Genomic DNA, 20,881 nt, shown 5'->3' on the forward strand with positions numbered 1-20,881 from the left:
CCTGTACGATTCGCGGCTCACTCAAACGCAGCCGGAAAGCCACGGCGCTGGGCGGCCCACGCCACGAAGAACGTGGCCAATAGCAGCACCAGCAGCGCGGGCGTAAAAGCCGAGACACCGAGGCGATCCAGCAGCACGCCACCGGCGAGGCCGCCGCCGGCAATCGCCGTGTTCCATGCCGTGACCAGCATGGACTGCGCAACATCGGCCGCATCGCCTGCCGTCTTGGCCAGCGCGGTCTGGAACAAGGTCGCCGCACCACCGAAGGCCAAGCCCCAAGCGGCTACCGCTGCATAGATGGCGAACGGCTCGGTGCCAGCCACACCCAGCACCAGCGCCGACAGTCCGAACAAGACTGTGCTGGCAAGCGTCAACGTGCGCAAATGCCGGTCGATCAGCACGCCGATGATCCAGATGCCCACGAGTGCCGTGATGCCGAAAAGCAGCAAGACCAAATCCGTGCGCTGCGCCATGCCGGCCCTGACCAGAAACGGCGCGATGTAGGTGTAGAGGATGTTGTGTGCGAGCACGAAGGTCAGCACGACGAGCAACACAGGACGAATCCCCGGCAGGACGAATACTTGCCGCAATGGCAGGCGCTTGCCCGCGGCCTGGCCTGCGAAATCCGGCACCGCCAGACGCACCCAGGCCATCAACACGAGCGCCAGAGCGCTCATGCTTCCGAAGCAGGTACGCCAGCCTGCGAAGCTGCCAAGAAAGGTGCCGGCCGGCACCCCCAGCGACAACGCCAACGGCGTGCCGACCATGGCGACGGCGATGGCCCGGCCTTTCTGGTGTTCAGGCACCATGCGCGCGGCATAGCCCGCCAGCAGCGCCCACAGCAGCCCCGCCGACACGCCCGCCAGGAGGCGGGCCACCATCGTCAATCCGTAGTGGGTGGACAGCGCCGTCACCGTATTGGCGACGACGAAGCCGGCAATCGCCGCCAGCAGCAGGGGCCGGCGGCGCACTCCTTGCGTGGCCGCCGTCAACGGGATTGCCGCCACCAGGGAGCCGATGGCGTAAATGGTGACGGTCTGGCCGACCCAGGCCTCGGACACCATCAGGCCCTGCGCCATCTGCGGCAGCAGCCCGGCCGGCAGCGCTTCGGTCAGGATGGTGATGAAAGCGGCCATCGCCAGCGCCAGCAGCGACGCCAGCGGCAGGCGTTCATTGGTTGCGGCGTTCATCGTCCGGCCTCCCGCGCTGGTTGCGCGATGTCGTCCAGGGAACGGACCACGACCACCTTGCCGGCAACGCCACCGCCTTCCACCAGTCGATGGGCTTCGATCAGGCGTGTCGCATCGAGCGGATGCAGCACGTGGCTGGTAGTCGAGCGCAGCACACCGGCGTCGACGAGCGCCGCTACCTCGTCGAGGATGCGGTGCTGCGCGATCATGTCCGGTGTGCGGTACAGCGGGCGCGTGAACACCATCTCCCAATGCAGCGACACGCTCTTGGCCTTGAACGGCACGGCATCCAGCGTGTCGTGATCGTCAATGATGGCCAACCGGCCCTGCGGTGCGATCAGCACTGCCAGCTCGTTCAGGTGGTCAGCGGTATGCGACAGCGCAGCGATATGTGTGACGGGTGGCACCGGCAGCGCGCCGACCTGTGACGGCAGCGGCCGCCGGTGGTCGATGACGTAGTGGGCGCCCATGGCGAGGCACCAGTCGCGGCTTCGTGCGTGCGAAGCCGTGGCGATCACCGTCAGGCCGGTCAGCCGCCTCGCGAATTGGGTCAGCATCGAACCGACGCCGCCCGCGCCGCCGAGCACCAACAGGCTGCCGGCATCGGCCGGCTTGCCGGGCGGCACGCCCAGACGGTCGAACAGCAGTTGCCAGGCCGTCAGCGAGGTTAGCGGCAGCCCCGCCGCCTCGGCAAAGCTCAAGGTCTCGGGCATGCGGCCGACGATGCGTTCGTCCACCAGGTGCAGCTGTGCATTGCTGCCGCTGCGATCGAAGGAGCCGGCGTAATAGACCGCCTCGCCCGGCCGGAACAGCGTCACCGCTTCGCCGATGGCCTCGACAACCCCAGCGGCATCCCACCCCAGCGAGCGGACTCCATCGGGCGCCGCGACCAGGCCGGCCCGGATCTTGGTGTCCACGGGGTTGACCGAAACAGCGCGGACTGCCACGCGCAGGTCGTGCGGTCCCGGCTCCGGGCGTTCGGCGTCGATGTCGGTCAGGCAGTCTGGATCAGTCAGCGTGGAACCGCGGCGAAACGCGATGGCGGCCATAGGTATAGAAGCAGTCGTCATCACCGCACCTCCAGCGCGGCATAGACCGCATCACGCAGGTCGGTGACGAAGCGACCGGACATGCCCTCGTACAAGGTGTTGGTGAAGGCGACTACGCTGAGTCCTTGCGCCCGGTCCACGAACCATGAATGACCGTAGGCGCCGCCCCGACGCCAGGTTCCCTCGGACTCGGGCGATATCGCCAGTTTCCGGTCGCGCAAGACCGAGAAGCCCAGTCCGAAGCCAAAGCCCGGCGCATTGGGCAGTTCCCGACCACCCGTCTGATCTCGCGCCATCTCCGCGATCAGTTCGTTGGGCAGGAACGCGCCGCAGCCTTGGCGTAGCGCTTCCAGCAGCCGCAGGAAATCTTCGGCCGTTCCAGCCATACCCGCGCCGCCCGAAGGAAACGCCTGCGGGTCGAAGATGCGCGCAGGGCTGTAGGGGATGCCGATGGCACCCTCGAAGGACGAAACGGTTTCACCCTCCAGCAGCCGATGCGGCTGAGGCGCGTCATTCACGTAAGCGGTTGCCACGCGCCGGGCATCAAGTGCGACAAAGCCAGTATCTTTCATGCCCAGCGGGCCGGTCACGAGCTGGCGCACCGCTGCATTCAGCGGCTCGCCATGCACCCTCTCGATCAAGGCACCCAGCACGTCGGTTGCCAGCGAATAGCCCCAAGCCGTACCCGGTTCGTACAGCAGTGGGACGCTGGTGATGCGACGCAGGCTCTCTTCCAGGCTGATGCCGGACGCATCCATGCCGTCCGACACACCAGCCCTTGCATAGGGGCCATCTGCATCGGCCTCGAAGAAGCGGTAGCCCAGCCCTGCCGTATGGCTGAGTAGTTGCCGGACCGTGATCCGCACAGACCGGCCATCGGCCAGCCGCGGCCGGAACTCGGGTAGCCAGCGGTCGATGCTGTCATCGAGGCCAAGCCGACCTTGCGCCACGAGTACCAGCGCCGCAGTCGAAACAATGGGTTTGCTCACCGACGCCAGGCGGAAGACCGCATCCACGGGCATCGCCCAAGCGTTCTCACGATCCGCCCAACCGGCGGCCTGACTGTGGATCAGCTCGCCGCCGCGGGCTACCAGTACCACGGCGCCGACCAAGCGCCGATCATCCAGCGCCTGTTGGACTGCGGTCTGAATCCTGGCGGACAGATGTGCTGGCGGGACACCCGCGCGCAGCGGAAATGCAGGAATAACCATGGGAAATGCCTTTAGTCAATGAACATTCCCGTCACGATAGAAGGCCTGCTATTAAAGAAAAAGTAGGGTACAGTTCCTTTTTGAGCGGAACTTTATGTCCGTAATTAAGGTGCCCAATGGAAAGCCTCAACGGCTTCGTGGTGTTCGTGCAGGTGGCTGAGACACGCAGTTTCGTCGCGGCCGGTCGGCTGCTTGGGGTGTCGGCCTCTGCCGTCGGCAAGAGCGTCGCGCGGCTGGAAGAAAAACTGGGTGCGCGCCTGTTTCACCGCAGCACACGCAGCGTCACGCTGACCGCCGAAGGCACGTTGTTCCTGGAGCGCAGCCGCCGCATCTTGGCCGAAATCGAGGCAGCCGAACTGGAGTTGTCGCAGGCGACGGCTGCGCCGCGCGGCCGCCTGCGGGTCAGCCTGCCTCTGGTCAGTTCACTGGTGCTGCCCGTGCTCGGCGAGTTCATGCGCGAGTACCCGGAGATTGAGTTGGAACTGGATTTCACCGATCGACTGGTCGATGTGATCGAGGAAGGCTTCGATGCCGTGGTCAGAACCGGCGATCCAACCGACTCGCGCCTGTCTGCCCGCAGGCTCGGCTCCTTCCGTTCGATGCTGGTGGCGTCGCCCGACTATCTGGCGCGGCGAGGTACGCCCAAAGTGCCTGCCGATTTGCTGGAGCACACATGCTTGCACTATCGCTTTCCCAACAGCGGCAAGCTGGAGACATGGACGCTGCGCCGCGCTGCCGGGGAGCCTGAGCTGGCGCTGCCGACCTCGATGATTTGCAACAATATCGAGACGCGCGTGTGCTTTGCGTTGCAAGGCCTGGGCATTGCCTATCTACCTGAGTTCTCGATCAGGGAGCCACTGGCGGATGGACGGCTGCTTTCCGTTCTGGCCGATCACGCAGAACGCACGGGAGTTTTCCATGTGCTCTGGCCCGCCAGCAAGCATCCCTTGCCGAAGGTTCGGGCCTTTGTCGATTTCCTATGCGCTCGGGTATTCCCGGCTTCTCTGGACAAGACCAGGACAAAACCTCGGCGCCTGGTCAGCCGATAAAGGGGCCGCATGTCCGTCCAACTTCCCATGCACGCTGCCACCGCGCAGGCGAACAGGGCGCGAAGTCCGGCACCAACGGCGGATGGCGGATCCAAGCGCCCCTTGCTGCTCATGCCAGTAACCCAGGTGCTAAACTCGCGGCCTTCTCAATCAAGGCCCTCTCCTCCTGTTCATGCGCCTCACTCCATTCGCGTCGCTGTCGCTCTCCCTGGCATGCGCCAGCGCGCTGGCAACCCCGACGGCCCCCACTCCGGCCCAGGTCACCGCCGCCATCCAGCAGTTCGAAGCCGAGCGCATCAAGCAACTGGAACAGACCGATCCGGCCGCCGCCGAACGCGCCCGCTCGCCGGTCGTGGCCTCGCTGGTCGCCTCGATCAAGGCGCATGCGGTCAAGGGCTGCCTGCCGGCCAGCGCCGGCGAGATCGTTTGCATCGTAGGCGTCCGGGCTGGCCTGCGCGACGGCTATCGCGCACTGGCCTTTCGCGACAACCCCGAGCCGTGGGTGCTGGTGCGGCGTGAAACGCCCGACGTGAACGGGCCCGATGCCGCCCAGGCCACCGCCGCGATGCGCGAATTCGCCCGCGCGGAACTGAAGAAGAATCCGGCCGGCGAGCATGCCGCGGAACTGACTTCGATGGCCGAGTCGCTGGTGGTCAAGCAACTGAACCACTGCGGCCTGAGCCGCGACAGCGGCAATCTTGGCTGCGACGCCATGATTTCGGTTGGCGGCGCACCGGAAAAGCGCGTCACCGGATTCGCTTTCGCACTGGAACCCGCGGGTTGGCGCTTTCTGCCCCGCTCCACGGACTGAGCGCGCCGAGCCGCCAATGGCGAGGCCTTGCGGGGGCACAAGAAGTGCCCCTTAGCACACCACGGCCAAATCAATAGTCTTTCGCGATTACCCCGACACGGGGGATCGTTCGCGCGTCGCGCGGGTGCACAATGCGGCCAGCCCGCTACATGCGGATCTGCCTGTACCGCAATACCGTAATACCCGCCTTTGACCCTGACGCTTATGTTCCAGAATCCGAACGCAGATATCGCTGCAGCCCGACGCGCAAATATCTCGAACGAGGCAGGCACCGGCACGCTGCCGGCGTTGTCGGCACAGCCCGCGCAGGCGCGAGAAGCCACCGCTCAACAACTGGCGGAACGCCGGACGCGCGCGCTTGCCGATACGCTTGAAGAAGCCATCCGCAGCCGGCCGTCACGCGCCAGGGCTTCACGCTGACATTGCGCTTCGTGCGGTGGCGGACGCCGCCGAACGGCGGGCTTGCCGGTTTGCGCGGGCCCGGTGCGGCACGCGTCGGCAAGCGCCGGACCCTGGGCCTGCACACCTGCCCGATCGCCGCCGGCCGCCGGAATCGCTGGATTTCGCCTCTTCCGGCATCTAGAGTTACCAGCATCCTTCCCCACGCCCAGGCGCCCGGATGTCGGCCGGTGCCGGTGATGAGGTGACTTATGCAGAACGGAAAAGATGCCGCCCGCGACGCAACTGCCGCCAGCCCCTGGCAAGTGCCGGACCTGACGCCGGACCGGCTGTTGCAACTCGGCATGGGCTTCTGGGCCGCCAAGACCCTCCTGAGCGCGGTGGAGCTTGGCGTGTTCACTCAGCTGGCAAAGGCACCGCAGGACGCGGCGGCGCTGAGCGCCGTGCTTGGCCTGCATCCGCGTGGCGCGGTGGATTTTCTCGACGCGCTGGTGGCGTTGCATGCACTCGAACGCGAAGACGGCAAGCACGGCAATCTCTACCGCAACACGCCCGACGCCGAGCTGTTCCTCGACAAGGCCAAGCCCACCTACGTGGGCGGCTTGCTGGAAATGGCCAATGCGCGGCTGTACCCGAGCTGGGCGTCGCTCACCGACTCGCTGCGCTCCGGCCGCCCGCAAAGCGAGGCCGCCGAAGAGGGAGACCTCTTCGCGGCCATCTATCGCGACGAGCAGGCCCTGCGCGGATTCCTGCAAGCCATGACCGGCGTCAGCCTGGCCGCCGCCCAGGCCATGGCGCGCAAATTCCCATGGGCGGAATGCCAGACCTTTATCGACATCGGCGCCGCGCAAGGCGCGCTTCCGGTGCAGATCGCGCTGGCCCACCCGCACCTGCGCGGCGGCGGCTTCGACCTGCCGGCGGTTGGCCCGGTGTTCCAGGAATATGTCGCCGCGCACGGCCTGCAGGACCGCCTGGGCTTTTACCCCGGCGATTTCTTCACGGACCCTTGCCCGCACGCGGATGTACTGATCATGGGTCACATCCTCCACGACTGGGATATCGATCAGAAGCTTTACCTGCTGGAGAAGTGCTACTCGGCACTGCCGGCCGGTGGGCGCCTGATTGTCTACGACGCCATGATCGACGATGCGCGCCGGCAAAATGCCTTCGGTTTGCTGATGAGCCTGAACATGCTGATCGAAACGCCGGGCGGCTTCGATTACACCGGCGCGCAGTGCTGCGCATGGGCCCGGCAGGTGGGTTTTGCGCAGGCGCGCGTGGAGCCGCTCAGCGGGCCGGATTCCATGATGATCGCAACCCGGCAATAGCGGCGCAGCATCGCAATGCCGACACGACGGGAAGGACCTGCCATGGCTGAAATGGAAAAAGACAAGGTGGTAAGCGTGCTCAACCGGATCCTCGAAGCCGAGCTTGCCGGGGTGGTCCGCTACACCCATTACTCCCTGCTGGTGTTCGGCTTTGGCCGCATCCCGATCGTTTCCTGGCTGCGCGAGCAGGCCGACGAATCGCTGCTGCATGCGCAGCAGGCCGGGGAATGGATCACCACACTCGGCGCCTATCCGTCGCTGGCCATCGGCAAGCTGCTCGACAGTCATACCTTCGATACCGCGGCCATGCTGCGCGAATCGCTGGAGGCGGAGAACGCCGCCCTCAAGTTGTATCGCGAGTTGCTGGCGCTGGTGGAAGACCGCTCGGTGGCGCTGGAGGAGTTCGCGCGCCAGATGATCCAGATCGAAGAACTGCACGCGGGCGAAGTAGACAAGATGCTGCGCAAGCCAGGCCAATCCGCGGCCTTCGCGCCGCCACCTGCCTGACGCCATCCGTCGGCCAGCGGTGAGTCGCAGGCCGACCTGCGGTGCCTCACCGGCGTGCCGGCGGCCGGCGCAGTACGTTGCCCAGACAGCCCCGCGCCAGGCGCTGCGCGGCTATCCGGACATCGCCGGCCCCGAAGCCCTGGTCGGCTTGCCCGATACGGTCTACCGTATTCTTCCTATGCCATGAGTCCGCCTTGCGCGCGCCGTCAGGGTCGTGCGCCTGGATGGCGGCGCACATGGCCACGCGCACCACCGTACCGCTCAAGCCGTATTGCTCCGTATTGCTCGGTCATGAACTTCTCGATGGGCAGGCGCGCATCGACGGGATAGGTGCCCTTGCGGATCTGGCTTGCGGGCAACTCGGTGATACGATCTGCCACGGTCATAGCGCTTGGCGGCCTCCCGTGCGCTGCGGCGCGCTTTTGCGCCCCCGCCGGTCAGGCCTTCCGCGCCGGGACTACCTGAAAATCAATGACATCTGCGCCGGCGGCCCCGGCAAGCGCGCCGCAATACCCGGCACAAGAACGGAGACAGCATGAAGACAATCGGCATGATCGGCATCGGAATGATGGGCCATGGCATCGCCACCAATATCGCAAGGCACGGCCATCCGATGGTGCTGCTGGACCATCCCGGCAACCAGCCGCTGGACAACCTGCTGGCTGCCGGCGCCGCCACGGCTGCCAGCCCGGCCGCGCTGGCGCGTGCGGTGGAGGTCGTGATCCTGTGTGTCACCGGCACGCCGGAAGTGGAAGACGTGCTGTTCCGCCCGGATGGCGTGATCGCCGGCCTGCGCCCGGGCGCCGTGGTGATCGACTGCTCCACCGCCATCCCCTCCTCCACCGAGCGCATTGCCGCCGCGGTGGCCGAGGCCGGCGGGCGCTTCCTCGATGCCCCCATGACGCGCACGCCAAAGGAAGCCGCCGAAGGCCGCCTCAACCTGATCGTCGGCGGCGACCGCGCGCTGTTCGACGAATGCCGGCCACTGCTGGCCTGCTTCGCCGAGAACATCGTCTACGCCGGGCCGGCCGGTTCAGGCCACCGGCTCAAGCTGCTGCACAACTATGTATCGCTAGGCTTCTCCGCGGTGCTGGCCGAAGCCGCAGCCTGTGCCGGGCGCTCCGGCGTGGACCCGGCCGTGTTGGTGGAAGTGCTCGCCAAGGGCGGCGGCGACGGCGTCATCCTGAACCGCCTGCGCCCCTACATCGAGTCGCAGGACAATTCGGGCTTTCGCTTCTCGATCGCCAATGCGCTCAAGGACATGGGCTACTACACCACCATGGCGCAGGAACTCGGCGCCGCAAGCGCGACGGCGGAGGCGGTCCGGGATACTTACGAGCGCGCCAGCCACAGCGAGCGGGCGCAGCCCACAGTGCCGGAGCTGATAACCATCCTGGGCGGTCCCGCAGGGAAAACGCACTGAACGGCGTCCTGTCCCGGGGCCGGAGCGCCAAAAAAACGCTGCAGGGCGGCATCCATGCCACTCTGCAGCACTCGGTTTCACGCGTACGGCACACCCGGTCAGATGCCAAGGATCTTCTTGGCCTCGCCAAGCGACTTCATCGCCTCGTCATGCTTGCCGGCCTTGTGATAGGCCTCGCCGTCGGCGCGCAGCTTGGCCACCTTGGCGGCGTCTTCCGGCGATAGCGCCGGCTTGGTGGACAGCTTGGCGTCGATCGCCTTCATCTCGTTCGGGCAATTGTGGGCCAGCGCGAGGCTGCTTGTGCCTAGCAGGACAAGCGCGGCGAGAATGGAAAGGAACTTGCGCACGGCGGTCTCCTTCACGGGGCGGGGCAGATATTCAGGATAGTTCATCGGGAGCGGCAAGGCGCCTCCCGCCGGACTGGTGCGCCGGGCGGCAGCGCTTGTACGCCCATGGGTCAGTGTCTTGCGTTTTCCGGTGCCTCGGGGGGATGCCTGGCCCGGTTCCCGGTGCGCAGGGGCATTGCGGGCGCAACTGCATTCGTGGCGATGTGGATGTGACCGGTAATCGACCTGTGCACGCCCTTTCCGGCACGCCGGGCTCCGGCACCGCCGGGCATGGAAAGTGCTGCCTGGCGCGGGTGCTATCATCCAGCGGCTCTCCCCTCCGCAATCGTGCCGATGACGCCCGACCCCACGCCAGAAAAAACCAGACCAATCACTGCGCTCCCCGATATCCACCGATTGCGCGCCCGTTTCGTCGCCATTTCCTGGCGCGACCTGGCCGTGTCCTTTGGCCCCGCGCTTGTGTTCAGCCTCGCGGCGCTGTGGCTGGCGGTCTGGCTGGTGCAGCCGGCGCCACCGAACACCATCTCCATCAGCGCGGGCCCCAAGGGCAGTTCCTTCCATGACGCGGCCGAGAAGTACGCACAGATCCTCGCGCGCAATGGGATCACGCTGAAAGTGCTGGCCTCCGAGGGCTCGCTGGACAATGTGCGGCGGCTGGCCGACGGCAAGCAGGCGGTAGACCTGGCACTGGTGCAGAGCGGCATCTCCAGCGAGTTGGACAAGGAGGGACTGGTCTCGCTGGGCGGCATGTTCTATGCCCCCATCTCCGTGCTGTACCGCGGCAAGGAAATGCACAAGCTGTCAGACTTCCGCAAGTCGCGCATCGCCATCGGCCGCGAAGGCAGCGGCGCCCGCGTGCTGGCCCTGGCCTTGCTCAAGGCAAACGGCATCGAGCCAGGAGGCAGCGCCAGCCTCATCGCATACGATGGCGAGGATGCCGCCCAAGCGCTGGTCGACGGCGAGATCGACGTGGCCATGCTCACCGGCGATTCCGCCACGGGCCCGACCATGCGCAAGCTGTTCCGCACGCCAGGAATCCGGCTGCTGGATTTCGCCCAGGCCGATGCGTATACCCGGCGCTTCCTTTACCTGCAGAAGCTGGTGCTGCCCACCGGCGTGTTCGACCTCGGCAAGAACCTGCCCGCGCATCCCATCCGCCTGATCAGCCCGACGGTGGAACTGGTGGCACGCGACACCCTGCACCCCGCGCTGTCCGACCTGCTGATCGAAGCCGCGCGCGAGGTCCATGGCAAAGCCGGCCTGATGCAGAATGCCGGGCAGTTTCCCTCCGCGACCGCACATGAGTTCCCGCTGAGCGACGATGCCACCCGCTACTACGCATCGGGCAAGGGCTTCCTCTACCGGCATCTCCCGTTCTGGCTGGCGAGCCTGCTTGACCGCGCACTGGTGGTGCTGGTGCCCATTATCGTGATCCTGATTCCGGCCTTCCGGCTGGTGCCGTCGCTGTACAGCTGGCGCGTCAAATCGCGCATCTATCGCTGGTACGGCGCCTTGATCGAAATCGAGCGCGTCGCGCTGGTGAACCCCACCGACGAGGAGAAGACCGAACTGGCAGCGCGCCTCGACCAGATCGAGGAGGCCGTGAACAGGATGAAGATGCCACTCGCCTACGCCGACCAGTTCTATGTGCTGCGCGAGCATATTGTCTTCGTCCGGCGCAGGCTGACCGGATCGTAGCAAGCGCATCGAGGCAGGGCCAACCAGCCGGCCCGGCGCCGAAGCGGGAAGGCGAGGCGAACCTTTACCTGTGCCTGGCAGGAATTGCGGTTCCAACGTGTGCAAGCGAACAGACGTCCAGGGACCCGGCGGCACTATGTGCGTGTGCGCAGCCTCTGCCCTGCATGAGGCGGCGGGACCAATCATTCCCCATTGTCCGCGGCACGGGGGCGCCGGGAACGAGTCATCCACTGACCCTGGAGGAGTCGAATGAACAGCATCCTTGTGAAGTGCTCTGCAATGGTGGCGATATTTCTGGGCGCGGCGCTCCCGGCGACTGGCGCGTTTGCTCAGGAAGCCTACGACATAGTCGGAACGTGGACGCTTGTCTCATCCGTTCTCGATAAGGACGGAAAGAAGATCGATCAGTTCGGTCCGGGCGCGAAAGGGATGATGATTCTGGATGCCCAAGGCCGGTTTATGCTAACCATCATTGGGGCGGATCTTCCAAAATTTGCCTCCGGTAATCGCGCTGCTGGTTCACCGGAGGAAAACAAGGCGGTAATCGGCAAGAGCGTTGCCCTCTTTGGCACCTACGCCTTGAATCCGCAAGGGAAGAGCCTCACCCTCAATATCGATAAATCAACCTTTCCAAACTGGGATGCAACCGAACAGAAGCGCTCCGTGGTCACGCTCAGCCGGGACGATCTTCAATACATGACTGCGCAAGCGTCCGGGGGCGGCTCCGCGACGGTAACCTGGAAGCGCGCAAGATAGACGGGCGTAATGGCAAATGCCAGGGATCGGTTCCGTTCGGCCTGGATTGGGGAGCTATAAGGAACGGCCGTTCAAGGCCGATTCTGTTTGCAAGGACTTCCCTCAAGAGTCAAGATCGGGGCAATCCGATCTGCGGCGTTTGCGGATGCAAGCGCCGAGATGGCGGTGACAAAGCGATATCGTCTTCATCACGCCATCTCAGGCGATCGCTTCTGCAACGTGACAATGCCTCTGTCAGGGTACCAGGACGGTGGACCCTACTGTCTTGCGCGACTCGAGCGCCCGATGCGCGTCGGCGGCATCGGCCAGGGCAAAGATCTGCTGGGGTTCGCTCGCGATGCGGCCGGCCAGCACGTGGCCGAACAATTCCCTGGCCATGTCCAGCATGTGTGCGCGCGGCTGGATATAGTGCATCATGGCGGGCCGCGTGAACCAGATCGATCCCTTCACGGCCAGCATCTGGGAGTCGACGATCACCGCTCCCGACGAGGTGCCGTTGCTGATCAGCGAGCCCCGCGGCTGCAGGCAGTCCAGCGAGGCTTCCAGCGTGTCCTTGCCCACCGAGTCATAGACGACCGGAACACCCTTGCCGTCGGTGATCTCCTTGACGCGCTGCACGATGTTCTCGCGCGAGGTCACGATGGTGTGCGCACAGCCGTTGGCCTTGGCGATCGCGGCTTTCTCGTCGGTACTCACGGTTCCGATCATGGTGACGCCCATTGCCCGCGCCCACTGGCATGCGATCAGCCCCACGCCACCCGCAGCCGCGTGGTAGAGGATGGTCTCGCCACCCTGGAGCGGGTAGACCTGACGGAACAGGTATTGCGCCGTCATGCCCTTCATCATCAGCGTGGCGGCGGTGCGGTCGGAGATGCCATCGGGCAGCGGGATCAGCACCGCCGCCGGCATCACGCGCACCTGGGAGTAAGCGCCCTGCGGCCCGATCAGGTAGCCAACGCGGTCACCCACGCGGATGTCCGTCACGCCGGAACCCACGGCCTCGACCACACCGACCGCGTCGGAGCCCAGCCCGCTGGGCAGCGCCAGCGGGTAGCGGCCGGTGCGGAAATAGATATCGATGAAGTTCAGCGCGATGTAGCTGTGGCGCACGCGGGCCTCGCCGGGGCCGGGCTCGCCAACCTCGACGTCCTCGAACTTCAGCACTTCCGGGCCGCCGGTTTCATAGAAGCGAATGGCTTTTGACATGTTTGTATTCCTGTGTATGTTCCGAGAGGTCCCACGCGGCCGACTCAGTTGATCGCTGACAGTCGGGCGATGGGTTCGTCGCCGGGCCAGGCACTGAATGCATCAACCCGCCGGGGCATGGCCGGGCCCTATCGCTCACTGGTTGAACTTGATGTTGTACGCCTTGACGATCTGCGCGTTGCGCTCGTACTCGGCATGCGTCATTCTGGCCAGCGCTTCGGGGTTTTCGCTGACCATCGGCGAGAAGCTGAGCCCCATCAGCTTCTCGCGTACTTTTGGCGTCGAGGCTACCTTGGTGACCACGGCATTGATCCTGTTCACGAGGTCGTCGGGCACCTTGGACGATACGATGACGCCCACCCAGTTCGAGAAATCGATGATCTCGGGGAAGCCCTGCTCCGCCATCGTTGGCACATCGGGCAGTTGCGCCAGCCGCGTCGTGGCCCCGACGCCGAAGGCCTTGAGCTTGCCTGCCTTGATCAGGGGCAGCGAGGTCACGGCACCGTCGAACATGATGTCGACCTGGCCGCCCATCACATTCTGCAGCGCGGGTGGCGAGCCCGGGAAGGGCACGTGCTGCAGGTCCAGCCCGGACTTGCTGGCAAAGATGGCGCCTGCGTAGTGCGAGCTGGTTCCCGCGGTGTAGGACGCATAGCTTCCCTGGCCACCCTTGGCGGTCTTGAGGTAGCCGATCAACCCTTTCAGGTCCTTGGCCGGCACCGTCGGCGTTGCCACCAGCACCATGGCGGAGCGGGCCACCATCGTCACCGGCTTCACGTCCTTGACCGGATCGAAGCCCGTCTTCATCACCAGCGGAATTTCGGTCAGGATGTTGCTTGCAATGACCATGATCGTCTGGCCATCCGGCGGCGCGAGATTCAATCCCTGCACGCCGATGGCGCCGCCGGCGCCCGGCTTGTTGTCGACGATCACCGGTTGGCCGATCTCGGTCGAGATGGCCTCGGACAGCACCCGCGCCACGACGTCCATCGTGCCGCCGGCGGGCGCCGGCACCACGACCCTGACCGGCTTTTGCGACCATGCGTTTGCCGCCAGAGGCGCCGCGCACAGGGCGAAGGCGACCCCGAGAAGCGTCGCGCGCTGGCGGTACTTGGTTGCTTGCTTCATCCTTGTCTCCTCGTTGTAGTTGTAGTTGTAGTTGTCGTTGTCGTTGTTAGCCAGGGCGTGGCGGCGCTCAGGCGACCTTGCGCAGGTGGCCCTGCTGGCGACCGATGCGGTTTGGCGCGAAGCCGTTGGCCGCCAGGGACTCCTCCACGGTATCGTAGAACACGCCGATCTTGGAAATCTCGCGTGCCTGCCGCGCAGTGGCGATCGGACGGCCGAACTCGCGCGAAATGCGCACCAGTTGCTCGATCTGCTGGACCGTGCTGAACTTCCTGGTGCGCTGCTGGTTCCAGAGGTTGTCCTCGATGCCGCAGCGCACATGCAGGCCCATGGCGATGCCCATCATGTTGATCGGCAACACGTTGAGCACGGAGCTTTCCACCGTCAGCACCGCGCCATCGGGCACGGCGCGCACGATGTTGGCCATGTTGTAGATGTTGGGCGCGTCCATGCCGCCGCTGATGGCCACCCAGTTCATGACCAGCGGGCCTTTGTAGATGCCCCTGCGCATCAGGCGCTCGACCGACTCGAAGCTGTTGATGTTGTAGCACTGGAAAGCGCTTTGGATGCCGGCGGCCGACAGGCGGCGGATGTGCTCCTCGACCCAGCCAGGCTGCGAGGGCACCGTCATTTCCTTGTACGCCTGAAAGGTGGCCGGATCTTCCATCGACGTGCCGCGCAGGTCTTCGTAATCGAAGTGCTCCAGCACGTTCATCTGCGAGGTGTTCACGGTCACCGTGACCTGGTCGGGCTTGGGATCGAGATCGGCGAGCATGTGGCGCGTATCGTCGGATAGCCACTTGGCGGCAGCGCCATCGGTCTCCGGCGCGAAGGAGATCGAACCACCCACCTGGATGATCATCTCGGGCACGGCCTTGCGCACGCCGGCGACCAGCTCGTTGAATTTGGACAGCCGCTTGGAGCCGCGGCCGTCGAGTTCGCGCACATGCAGGTGCAGCACCGTGGCGCCCGCGTTGTAGCAGTCCACCGCCTTCTGGATCTGCGCCTCCATCGTCACCGGGATGTCCTCGGGAAAGTCAGAAGGGACATAGGACGGCGCGTAGGGTGCGGCCGTGATGATGAGCGGCTGCTGGTTTTCGGGGAACAGGTGTCCGTCGAGAAAGTTCATGGCGTGTCTCCTGGGTGGGAAAGGAAGAAGGGCGATAGGGTTGGCGGGATTGGGGGTCAGAACACCTTGTCGCCGACGATGCCGGCGCGCTCCATCTTGCGATGGCAGGGCGGGTAGTCCATCACGGCGTAGTGCTGCGTCGAGCGGTTGTCCCAGATGGCGATGCTGTTCGGCTTCCAGCGCCAGCGCACCTGGTACTCGGGGATCAAGGCCTGGCCGATCAGGTACTGCAGCAGCGCCGATCCGCCTTGCGTGTAGTCCTGGCCGTAGCGCACGTTGGCCGACGTGTGGAAGTTCGTGAAATGGGTGGCGAAGCCGTTGACGAACAGCACCTTCTCGCCGGTCTCGGGATGGGTGCGCACCACGGGATGCTCGGCATCCGGGTACTGGGCCTTGAGTGCCAGGCGTTTCTCGATCGGCATGGCCGCACCGAACGTGGCTTCGATGCTGTGCCGCGCACGCAGGCCAGCGATCTGGATCTTGACCTGCTCGGGCAGCTTGTCGTAGGCCAGCGCCATATTGGCCCACATGGTGTCTCCGCCCACCGGCGGGCATTCCACGCAGCGCAGCACGCAGCCCATTGGCGGCGACTCGCGCCACGTGGCGTCGCAGTGCCAGCCGTTCTCGTAGCGGTCGTTGGGGGCGTCCGGCGACTTGTAGATGCGCACCAGGCCCGGGTGATCCGGGTCGCTGCCGGCCACGGGGTGGTCCTCGAGTTCGCCGAAGCGGCGCGCGAAGCCCACATGCCCGGCGCGCGTGATGTCCTGGTCGCGCAGGAACAGCACCTTGTGCCTGAGCAGCGCGGCCCTGATCTCGGCGAACAGGCCATCGTCATGCACGGCGTCTGCCAGGTTCACGTTCACGAGCTCGGCACCTATGGCGCATGTCAACGGTTCGATATGCATGGCTTGTCTCCTTGTTTTTTTTGTTCAGATCACCAGGACGAACGATCCCGTGGTCTTGCGGGACTCGAGGTCGCGGTGAGCATGGCCGCTACATGCGGCGCATAGCACTGGTCGGGCCGCTCTTGCGTTGAGAGCTGCCGCTGATGCTTGCCTGGTCAGTGGTACAACGTGGACTCGGCGCTGCTCGAGAGACGCCCGGCCTCAAGCCGCTCGATCAACTGCGTGGCCATCGGCCAGGGGCCATAGCCAGATGCCGGGTTCAGATGACCGACCTCGCCCAGGTCCACCGTGTCACTGCCCCAGGCCTGCGCGAGTTCGATCACCCTCGGCAGTTCGCCCAGCGGATCGTTCTGGCTGGTTGCAACCAGGCTTGGAAACGGGAGCCGCTGGCGTGGGACCGGGAGCCAGCCACTGGCGTGGATCGCGGACAGTGTCGGGTAGCCTTCCGGCATGGGGCGCTCAAAGTCGGGCGGACACGCCAGCAATGCGCCCTTGATGCGTGCCGCGTGTGCGGTTGCCAGGGCCCAGTGGGCAAGCATGATGCAGCCCCCGCTGTGGGCGACCAGCAGTACAGGACCGGCAATGTCCGCCACCGCCTGCTCAATTGCCGCGACACGGCGATAGCAGTCCAGGTTCTCGCGCCCCATTGGCGGCACTGTGCGGGCATTGGGCAGTCGCTCGGCCAGCAATGTCTGCCAATGCTCGGCAACCTGGTCACGCAGGCCGGGGACGATAAGCACAGTGGATGTTGTCATGATCGAATTCGATTTGAGGTGATGCTGCGACCCGGGTCTGTCAACAGCTCGCTTTTGCGCATGAGGTCCGGCGTAAAGACTGAAGCCACGCTGCGCGCCATTGACTTCGCCCTGCCGGGCGTCGGGGATCGGATCCACATCAGAAGACTATCGCTGCAAGATCGAATGTGATGTATTATTTGGGACATTCGATGTCTAAATTGGGACATTCCCATGCCCGGTTACACGCCCTTGATCCGAAGCGCCAGTCTTACCGGTTACACGGAACTGGCGCGCCACCTTGGACTCAACCCTGAGGCGATGCTGCGCAAGGTGGGGTTGAGTCCCCGGAGCCTTCTCGATCCCGATATGCCGGTCAGTACCATGGCGGTACGCCAGCTGCTTGAGGACAGTGCTTTGATGGCAGGCGTGGAAGACTTCGGCTTGCAACTGGCCATGGACCGGCGGCTGGCCAACCTGGGCCCGATCAGTTTCGTGATGCGCGAAGCGCCGAATGCCCGGCAGGCACTGGACAACCTGTGTCGCTATATGCGCCTGATCAATGCGTCGCTGCTGACTCGCATCGAAGACTTCGGCGACGCCGTCTTGATTCGCGAAGAGATCCTGGCCACCGGCAAGCACCCGGTGCGGCAGTCCATTGAAATGGCCGTGGGCGTGCTATACCGCACGATCCAGGAACTATTGGGGCCAGCCTGGCGGCCCCGAAGCGTCTGTTTCGAGCATCGTCAACCGCACGGTGCCACGTGTCACAAAGCGCTGTTCGGCTCGGCGGTTGAGTTCAATGCAAGTTTCAATGGCATCGTCTGTGCCGCAAAGGACCTCGCCGCGCCCATGCCGGCCAACGACTACCGCATGACGCCATATGTCCGTCGCTTTCTCGATCAGGCCCTGTCCGGATCCGATGAAAGTGCGACGCACACCGTACGGCAGGTCGTGGTCGCCATGCTGCCCGGGGGCAGGTGTACATCGGACCAGGTGGCAAAGCACCTTGGCGTGGATCGCCGGACTTTGCATCGCCATCTCGCCGCGGAAGGCACGGGCTTTTTGTCGCTGCTCCAGTTGGTCCGGTCTGAACTCGCCGCCCGCCAGATCCTCGACAGCGATAGATCCCTCGCCGAACTCGCCGATCTGCTCGGCTTCTCGAGTCCCAGCGCTTTCGCTTTCTGGTTCAGAAAACACTTTGGCATGACGGTTTCGAGCTGGAAGCAAACTTCACAGGCTGCCGCAAATGCACCGCCGCAACGTGGCTGATCTTCGCCTCCCTCACTGCCACCTCCGCACCGAGGTAATTTACGGCACAGAGAGTTGATGAGAAATAGCGCCGATCCGCCCTGGATGGCCACTCGCTACGCATCACCGGCGGCATCGTTGCCGGATACAATTCGGCAGCGCCTGACCCGTCCAATACCGACCTGACCCCAATCCATGCCTAACCCCACCCGGGCTTTCCTCCTCGGCCCGCTACTGAAAGGCGTTTCGCGTTCTTTCTACCTGACGCTGCGCGTGCTGCCTGCCGGGATGCGCGATCCCGTTGGCCTGGCGTATCTGCTGGCCCGCGCCGCGGACACGATCGCCGACACTTCGCTCATTCCGCCGCGGCAACGGCTGGATCTGCTCCTGTCGCTGCGCGATCAGGTCAACGGCGGCGCGGACGACGGGACGTTCCTGCGACGCATGGCGGTGGAAGTCGCGGGGCAGCAGACGCAGTCCGACGAGAAGGTCCTGCTCGAGTCGCTGGGGCCCGCGCTGTCGATATTGTCCCAGTTGAGCGAGTCCGACCGGGAGGCGGTGCGCGAGATCGTGACGACCCTGACGACGGGCATGGAGTTTGATCTCCGTACCTTCCCCGACGAATGCTCCGGGCAGATCGTCGCGCTTCGCGAACCGGAAGAGCTTGACCGGTACACCTACCTGGTTGCGGGATGCGTGGGGGAATTCTGGACCAAGATGACCTATGCGCACATGCCGGGAACACTCAAGGGTAGCCCGGAGACCATGCTGCACCGTGGCGTGCGCTTCGGAAAGGCACTGCAGTTGACGAACGTCCTGCGTGACTGCGGCAAGGACCTGCGCATTGGCCGCTGCTATCTGCCAGCCACGATGCTGGACCGGTTTGGATTGACGCCGCAGGATCTCTTGCTGCCGGCCAACGCCCTGCGCGCCCAACCGCTCCTGTTCGAGCTGATCCGCGAAACGCTGGATCACTTCCGGGAGGCGGTTGAATACACGCTCGCCATCCCGGCGTGCTCCATCCGGTTGCGGCTGGCGTGCCTGTGGCCGGTCCTCATCGGCCTGGAAACCCTGCTGCTGCTCGTCAATAACGACGATTGGCTCGACCCCGCAAAAGTCTCCAAGGTTCGGCGCAACAAGGTGTACCAGATCGTGGTGGCATCGGTGCCGCTGGTGGTCTCCGACAAACTGCTGCGTAGCTGGGTTGACGGGCTGACCGGGAAGATCGAAGCCCGGCTGGGTAGCTGACGGGACGCCGCCTCACCGGGCGACGTCCTCGCTGCCTGACGCGCTCAGGCTGCCGTCCGCGGCGGTTGCGGCCAGGGCCGCTGCGCGGGACGCATCTCCTCCCAGGCCCTGGCCATCTGCAGGACGCCCAGATCGTCGAAACGCCGTCCGGCAATCTGCAGGCCGATGGGCATGCCGTCCGCCGCGTACCCGCAATTGACGGATGCCGCGGGCTGCTCGGAGAAGTTGTAGACGATCGTGAAGCTTGCCTGGTGAATCGGCTCGACGCCCTCGTATTCCACATGCGTCTGTTCCGCGCCAAACGCAGGCTGCGGGAAAACGGGCGAGAGCACATAGTCGAAATCGCGCGTGGCGGCCACGGTCGCCGCGCGCAGTGCCAGGCCTTGGGCGTGCGCCTTGTATAGCTGCTCGGCGCTGACCTCCTGGCTCTTTTGCACCGCCCACTGGATAGCTGGCGACGCCTTTGCGCGCCGCGCTTCGGGCAGCGCGGAAAGGTCCATGCGTGTGCGCATGGCCCAGAAGCGGCTGATACCTTCGAGCATGCCCGGCTCGATCCACGGCCGGATCGGTTCAACGACCGCGCCGGCCGCTTCGAATGCCCTGGCCGCCCTCTCCACCGCTTCGCGCACATCCGGATCGAGCGCGATGCCGCAGTCAAGCTCAAGCCACAAGCCGATGCGCAGGCCCTTGAGGCTGCGATCCAGCCGGTTCCACTCAATTGCCTGGCAGGGCAAGCTCATATGGTCGCGCGCATCGGGCTGCGACAGCACACGCATCATCAGCGCCGCATCCGCCACGGTACGCGTCATCGGACCGGCGACGCGCGCCGCATAAGGCGGGTCGATCGGAATGCGGCCAAGGCTCGGCTTGAGCCCGAAGATGCCGCAGAAGCCGGCCGGCCCGCGCACCGAGCCACCGATGTCCGTGCCGACATGCAGGGGACCATAGCCGGCCGCCGCTGCCGCGCCCGCGCCCGAACTGGAGCCGCCCGTATTCCGGCTGAGGTCCCATGGATTGCGCGTCAGCGGGTGAAAGCTGGACATGGCCGCCCCAAGCATGCCGAGGTCCGGCATCGTGGTCTTGCAGAGGAACACAGCGCCGGCTTCACGCAAGCGCGCCGCCGGGGGCGCATCCTTCGCGGCCGGAACCAGCTCGGTCGCGGCGCAGCCCAGCGGGACGGGCACCCCTTGGGTGGCGATGTTCTCCTTGATCGTCACCGGCACGCCGTCCAGCGCCCCTTGCGGCGCGCCGCGCTGCCAGCGCGCCTCGGACTCGCGTGCCATCGCCAGCGCGCGCTGCGTGTCGAGGGCATAGGCCGCGTGGATATGCGGCTCCCATGCTTCCATTTGCGACAGCACGGCCCGGGTCACCTCCACTGGCGATAGCGCCTTGCGGGCATAGAGGTCGAGCAGCGTCGTGGCGCTCAGTGCATTAAGGGCGGTTGTCTCGTTTGTCTCGTTTATTGTCATTGGGCCATCCATGGGTGAAGGTGCATCAGTGCATCAGCCAGCACCG

20 protein-coding genes are annotated in these 20,881 nt (G+C 65.2%); 9 read left to right on the forward strand and 11 right to left on the reverse strand.

The features are described 5' to 3' along the window. Positions 1-17: 17 nt before the first annotated feature. Genes CF70_RS29290 through CF70_RS29300 form a run of 3 tightly spaced genes read right to left on the reverse strand, consistent with a single transcriptional unit; the run spans position 18 to position 3,450 of the window. Positions 18-1,190 (reverse strand): MFS transporter, encoded by a 1,173-nt coding sequence (locus CF70_RS29290; protein WP_035873648.1) that lies wholly within the window; start codon positions 1,188-1,190, stop codon positions 18-20. Further along, positions 1,187-2,260 carry a zinc-binding alcohol dehydrogenase family protein gene (locus tag CF70_RS29295; RefSeq protein ID WP_235185254.1) on the reverse strand — a complete coding sequence of 358 codons (1,074 nt, stop codon included), beginning with the start codon at positions 2,258-2,260 and terminating at the stop codon, positions 1,187-1,189. Before CF70_RS29295 ends, CF70_RS29290 begins: the two co-directional genes overlap by 4 nt. Next, positions 2,260-3,450: a serine hydrolase domain-containing protein gene (locus CF70_RS29300; protein ID WP_035873650.1), complete on the reverse strand. Its 1,191-nt coding sequence runs from the start codon at positions 3,448-3,450 to the stop codon at positions 2,260-2,262. The genes CF70_RS29295 and CF70_RS29300 overlap by 1 nt, the downstream gene beginning before the upstream one ends. Before the next feature lie 116 nt (positions 3,451-3,566). Here CF70_RS29300 and CF70_RS29305 point away from each other — a divergent pair, with 116 nt between their 5' ends. From CF70_RS29305 to CF70_RS29325, 4 genes are all read left to right on the forward strand, one after another. Next, entirely contained in the window at positions 3,567-4,499 is a 933-nt protein-coding gene (locus tag CF70_RS29305) for a LysR family transcriptional regulator (protein ID WP_035873652.1), read from the forward strand. Positions 4,500-4,671: 172 nt separating this feature from the next. Next, positions 4,672-5,310, forward strand: coding sequence for a hypothetical protein (locus CF70_RS29310; protein WP_035873654.1), 639 nt, complete (start codon positions 4,672-4,674; stop codon positions 5,308-5,310). 650 nt (positions 5,311-5,960) lie between these two features. After that, complete coding sequence (locus CF70_RS29320; protein WP_035873658.1) at positions 5,961-7,037, forward strand: methyltransferase; 1,077 nt, start codon at positions 5,961-5,963, stop codon at positions 7,035-7,037. A gap of 42 nt (positions 7,038-7,079) precedes the next feature. After that, positions 7,080-7,544, forward strand: a complete 465-nt coding sequence (locus CF70_RS29325; RefSeq protein ID WP_035873659.1) for a ferritin-like domain-containing protein — start codon at positions 7,080-7,082, stop codon at positions 7,542-7,544. 206 nt (positions 7,545-7,750) lie between these two features. On the opposite strand, the gene CF70_RS38400 is transcribed toward CF70_RS29325, so the two are convergent. Then, entirely contained in the window at positions 7,751-7,924 is a 174-nt protein-coding gene (locus CF70_RS38400) for a hypothetical protein (protein WP_235185255.1), read from the reverse strand. Positions 7,925-8,079: 155 nt separating this feature from the next. Between CF70_RS38400 and CF70_RS29335 the strand changes: the two genes are divergently transcribed. Then, positions 8,080-8,967: an NAD(P)-dependent oxidoreductase gene (locus CF70_RS29335; protein ID WP_035873665.1), complete on the forward strand. Its 888-nt coding sequence runs from the start codon at positions 8,080-8,082 to the stop codon at positions 8,965-8,967. A gap of 98 nt (positions 8,968-9,065) precedes the next feature. Here the strand turns inward: CF70_RS29335 and CF70_RS29340 are convergent, their stop codons facing one another. Further along, entirely contained in the window at positions 9,066-9,314 is a 249-nt protein-coding gene (locus CF70_RS29340; RefSeq protein ID WP_235185256.1) for a hypothetical protein, read from the reverse strand. 333 nt (positions 9,315-9,647) lie between these two features. On the opposite strand from CF70_RS29340, the gene CF70_RS29345 reads away from it, so the two are divergent. Further along, the gene (locus CF70_RS29345) at positions 9,648-11,012 is read left to right on the forward strand and encodes a TAXI family TRAP transporter solute-binding subunit (protein ID WP_051649202.1); all 1,365 of its coding nucleotides are present in this window, start codon (positions 9,648-9,650) and stop codon (positions 11,010-11,012) included. Positions 11,013-11,261: 249 nt separating this feature from the next. After that, the gene (locus CF70_RS29350; RefSeq protein ID WP_035873667.1) at positions 11,262-11,768 is read left to right on the forward strand and encodes a lipocalin-like domain-containing protein; all 507 of its coding nucleotides are present in this window, start codon (positions 11,262-11,264) and stop codon (positions 11,766-11,768) included. Between the two features lie 234 nt (positions 11,769-12,002). Here CF70_RS29350 and CF70_RS29355 read toward each other — a convergent pair whose 3' ends face one another. The 5 genes from CF70_RS29355 to CF70_RS29375 form a co-directional block, all read right to left on the reverse strand. Then, complete coding sequence (locus CF70_RS29355; RefSeq protein ID WP_035873669.1) at positions 12,003-12,974, reverse strand: quinone oxidoreductase family protein; 972 nt, start codon at positions 12,972-12,974, stop codon at positions 12,003-12,005. 135 nt (positions 12,975-13,109) lie between these two features. Then, positions 13,110-14,102, reverse strand: coding sequence for a Bug family tripartite tricarboxylate transporter substrate binding protein (locus tag CF70_RS29360; RefSeq protein ID WP_035873671.1), 993 nt, complete (start codon positions 14,100-14,102; stop codon positions 13,110-13,112). Positions 14,103-14,169: 67 nt separating this feature from the next. Further along, a complete protein-coding gene (locus tag CF70_RS29365) occupies positions 14,170-15,228 on the reverse strand; it encodes a 3-keto-5-aminohexanoate cleavage protein (protein ID WP_035873678.1) in 1,059 nt (352 codons plus the stop codon). 56 nt (positions 15,229-15,284) lie between these two features. Beyond that, the gene (locus tag CF70_RS29370) at positions 15,285-16,133 is read right to left on the reverse strand and encodes a TauD/TfdA dioxygenase family protein (protein WP_035873684.1); all 849 of its coding nucleotides are present in this window, start codon (positions 16,131-16,133) and stop codon (positions 15,285-15,287) included. Between the two features lie 155 nt (positions 16,134-16,288). Continuing rightward, on the reverse strand, positions 16,289-16,888 hold the full coding sequence (locus CF70_RS29375; RefSeq protein WP_035873691.1) for an RBBP9/YdeN family alpha/beta hydrolase: 600 nt from the start codon (positions 16,886-16,888) through the stop codon (positions 16,289-16,291). Between the two features lie 213 nt (positions 16,889-17,101). Here CF70_RS29375 and CF70_RS29380 point away from each other — a divergent pair, with 213 nt between their 5' ends. Next, complete coding sequence (locus tag CF70_RS29380; protein WP_035873694.1) at positions 17,102-18,139, forward strand: AraC family transcriptional regulator; 1,038 nt, start codon at positions 17,102-17,104, stop codon at positions 18,137-18,139. 174 nt (positions 18,140-18,313) lie between these two features. Beyond that, complete coding sequence (locus CF70_RS29385) at positions 18,314-19,366, forward strand: phytoene/squalene synthase family protein (protein WP_035873702.1); 1,053 nt, start codon at positions 18,314-18,316, stop codon at positions 19,364-19,366. 44 nt (positions 19,367-19,410) lie between these two features. Here CF70_RS29385 and CF70_RS29390 read toward each other — a convergent pair whose 3' ends face one another. Then, on the reverse strand, positions 19,411-20,835 hold the full coding sequence (locus CF70_RS29390; protein WP_035873706.1) for an amidase: 1,425 nt from the start codon (positions 20,833-20,835) through the stop codon (positions 19,411-19,413). Between the last annotated feature and the right edge of the window lie 46 nt (positions 20,836-20,881).

It is taken from the genome of Cupriavidus sp. SK-3 (assembly GCF_000611145.1).
GTDB lineage: Bacteria > Pseudomonadota > Gammaproteobacteria > Burkholderiales > Burkholderiaceae > Cupriavidus.